Origin of the sequence: Halomonas sp. (assembly GCF_041689495.1) — a bacterium.
Lineage (GTDB): Bacteria > Pseudomonadota > Gammaproteobacteria > Pseudomonadales > Halomonadaceae > Halomonas.
Genome location: NZ_JBDNGD010000280.1, coordinates 1 through 3,035, shown reverse-complemented (window position 1 = coordinate 3,035; position 3,035 = coordinate 1). Strand labels below are relative to the sequence as shown.

Below are 3,035 nucleotides of genomic sequence, written 5' to 3'. Positions count from 1 at the left end.
GTCTCAAGACAGGACGTCTCAAGACAGGACGGGAATCCGCACAAAACGCCATCATGCACACTACCACAAGGGAGATATCGCCATGAGCAGTCGCGACGAATTCGTCGAGGAAATGAAGGCCCGGCTCGACGAGTGGAATGCCGAGATTGATGAGCTGACCGCCAAGGCCCGCCAGGCCAGTGCCGAGGCCAGGGTCAAGTACCAGGAGGATATCGAGCAGCTCAAGAAACGCCAGGCGGAGACTCAGCAGAGGCTCGATGAGCTCCAGAATGCCAGCGAAGCGGCCTGGGACACCGTCCGCCAGGGCATGGAGGACTCCTGGGACCTGATGCGCAAGGCCTTCCGGGACGCCTCCTCTCATTTCAAGTAAAAACGAGCTTCAAGTAAAAACGAGCTGCAAGTAAGCGCGAGCGTCAGCTGAAGAGGCGTCTTTCGCAGGCGGATCAAGCGGGGCCGCGACTCCCGGGCGCCGGCTCATCGAAGCGACCGTCCTGCGGTTGCGCCTCGCTGCCCTGGCGGAGACGGTCGATGGACGCGTTACCCTGCCGGGACAGGGTGGCCAGGCGGTCGATCTGCTCATCAAGCCGGGGCAGGGCCTCCTGTCGATAGGTCGAGAGATCATCGATCGCGCCCATCACCTCACCGAAGGCCTCCTCGAGCACCTGCATGTCGAGCATCGTCGAGGAGGCCCGCTTCTGAATGTCCACGCCCTGCTGGCGCAGTGCCTTGGCGGTCCCGCCGATCATCTGCGATGTGGTGGTATTGAGGGCTTCGACACGATCCAGCACCAGGCGCTGATTGACCATGGCCATGGCCACGGTCACCGCTACGGTGAGGGCCGAAACAGTAACGTTGATGGCCCGGTCCACGCCGCGTATCAATTCCCGGTTGTTGCGGATGATGACCTCCAGCGCCAGCACGCCCTGCTGGCTCACCGCCAGTTGCTGCTGGAGGTCGACGATGCGCTGGCGCAGCGGGAAGAGCAGCTCCTCCTCGAGGAAGCGACGCCGGGGGTCGTCATCATCGCGAGCGGCGATGTCGTCCTGCAGGCGTCGATCGATAAGCCGTCCCAGGGCGATCTGCCGGTTCAACTCGCGCAGAATCTCGCCCAGGGCCTGCTGGTCATCGCTCAGGGTGAGGTTGTCACGATGCAGCATGTCGCGACCGCCTTCCAGATCCTCGATGATGGCGTCCAGGGCCTGCTGGGCATTCTCGAACTTGCGGAAGTAGCGCTGCAGGCGGCTGTCGATGCCGGGAATGATCGCCAGGAAGCGATCCAGGGCTCTCGGCGCCAGGCGATGGCGAGCGGGATCGAGCCCTTCCATGCGCCCACGCAGATCGACCAGCGCCTTGGCCACCGGACCGCCCTCGTCGCCCTGGTGGGCCAGCTTGCGCAGCGGCGTCTGCAGCATGGCACTGCGATGGGAGGCCTGCTGCTGCAACTCCAGGCCCATCTCGTCCACGGCACGGCGTTGGCGAACCACCGAGTCCTCATCACCCTCGGCGAGGACCTCCTCGACGAAGCGGTCGGCCATGGCCTCGAGCTCGGGGTCGATGTCCCGGTCATCGAGTTCGACCGAATCGGTATGGCTAGCCTGCAGCTGGCCGGCGATCTCGTCCACCGGCGGCAGGGAGAGGCGACGGTCACCATCGGATTGCGGGTTCATGGGCACCTCCTGAGTCGTGAAAGCCGTCACGGCAGCACCGGCCGCCGGATCATTCCTTGCGTGCGTAACGATCGGCACCTTCGACGAAGCGGCGCAGGTCTTCCAGGGCCTTCTCGGTGGTCACCGAGGCCTGGGGGCGCGCCGTCTCGATACGCGCCATGGCGACGGCGGTATCGTCGAGCACGGTCAGGGCCGATTCGATACTGGCGGAGAGCTCATCCAGCCGGCGTTCGGTCTCCACCAGCAGATCCAGGCGCCGCGCCAGGGCGGCGCGCTCCTCATCGCTCAACCGCTTGCCCTCCCGAGCCAGGCGACGCCGCACGAAGTCGCCGTCCACGCTGACGACCCCACGCGCCTGGGAGCCCATGGTGTTCAGAGTATCCACCGCGCCGAGACAGACCTGGGTCACCAGGCCTCGCGAGCGCTCGAAGGCCAGCTCGCCACTGTGGAAGCGGCTGCCCAGCACGTCCAGCACATGGCGGTAACGGCTGTAGAGGCGGTCCGCCTGGATCGCAAGGTCAGCACGGTTCACCTCCAGCAGGCCCTGCTTGGCCCGGCACATGGCCAGCACCAGGTCATCGGCCCCCTCGGGTGGCCGCGTCGGATCGAGCACGGACACCCCGGCCTCTTGGGCCTCTTGGGCCTCGCGTTCCTCTCGGGCGCGGCGTCGCTGGGTCTCGGCCGCCGCCAGGGCCTGTCGGCGCCGCTCCCGACGGCGGGCCAGCCAGCCGCGCAGGGTTCGCTCGACGGGCAGCGCCACGGGAATGGCGACGATGCCCGCCAGCCAGCCGATCAGGCTGGGGCCGAAGCCACCCCACAGAGAGGTCAGCCACAGCAGCATGCTGATGAAGGGAATCACCAGACAATAGCGGAGGATGACCTGCAGCCGGCCGGGGGGCTTCAGCGGCAGCGCCAGGCCGGGGTTGACCAGCCCCACCAGCAGCCAGGGCAGGCAGGTCATGAAGAGGCCATAGGAAAATCCCTGCAGGAATCCCAACATCGATGCGGCTATCCTTCGTCCATGGAACGCAGAACCCGAGTGTAGAGCAACCGACCCGGGACGATAAGCACCGAGCGCCATCGCCGCCTGCGAATGCAAAAGGCTAGAAAGACAAAAGGCTAGAGAAGCAGCGTCATCGCCAGCGCCACGGCGCCGACCGCCAGGGCAACGATCACCGCGACATCGACAAGGCGGTCCAGCCAGCGGTCGAACCGCGCCTTGTCACGAAATATCGGCTTGCGACGTCGGGATGCCCCGCGGCGACGACTGTCGCGTCCAGTCCTGATCAGGGCCATGGCAGAAGTCCGATTTCACCATTGTTCCCTGAGCTTACGGCCTGTCGCGGCGGCTGACCAGCGTCTTTGCTG

At 65.8% G+C, this 3,035-nt stretch carries 4 protein-coding genes; 1 reads left to right on the top strand and 3 read right to left on the bottom strand.

Translation table 11 applies throughout. The annotated features are described in order from the left end of the window. On the top strand, positions 1-370 hold a 370-nt coding region (locus ACESMD_RS09615; RefSeq protein WP_372612613.1), incomplete at its 5' end, for a hypothetical protein. A 73-nt stretch (positions 371-443) separates the two neighbouring features. On the opposite strand, the gene ACESMD_RS09610 is transcribed toward ACESMD_RS09615, so the two are convergent. The 3 genes from ACESMD_RS09610 to ACESMD_RS09600 form a co-directional block, all read right to left on the bottom strand. After that, entirely contained in the window at positions 444-1,667 is a 1,224-nt protein-coding gene (locus ACESMD_RS09610; protein ID WP_372612611.1) for a toxic anion resistance protein, read from the bottom strand. 49 nt (positions 1,668-1,716) lie between these two features. After that, a complete protein-coding gene (locus tag ACESMD_RS09605) occupies positions 1,717-2,667 on the bottom strand; it encodes a cobyrinic acid a,c-diamide synthase (RefSeq protein WP_372612609.1) in 951 nt (316 codons plus the stop codon). 119 nt (positions 2,668-2,786) lie between these two features. Beyond that, positions 2,787-2,963 carry a hypothetical protein gene (locus tag ACESMD_RS09600; protein ID WP_372612607.1) on the bottom strand — a complete coding sequence of 59 codons (177 nt, stop codon included), beginning with the start codon at positions 2,961-2,963 and terminating at the stop codon, positions 2,787-2,789. Positions 2,964-3,035: the final 72 nt, after the last annotated feature.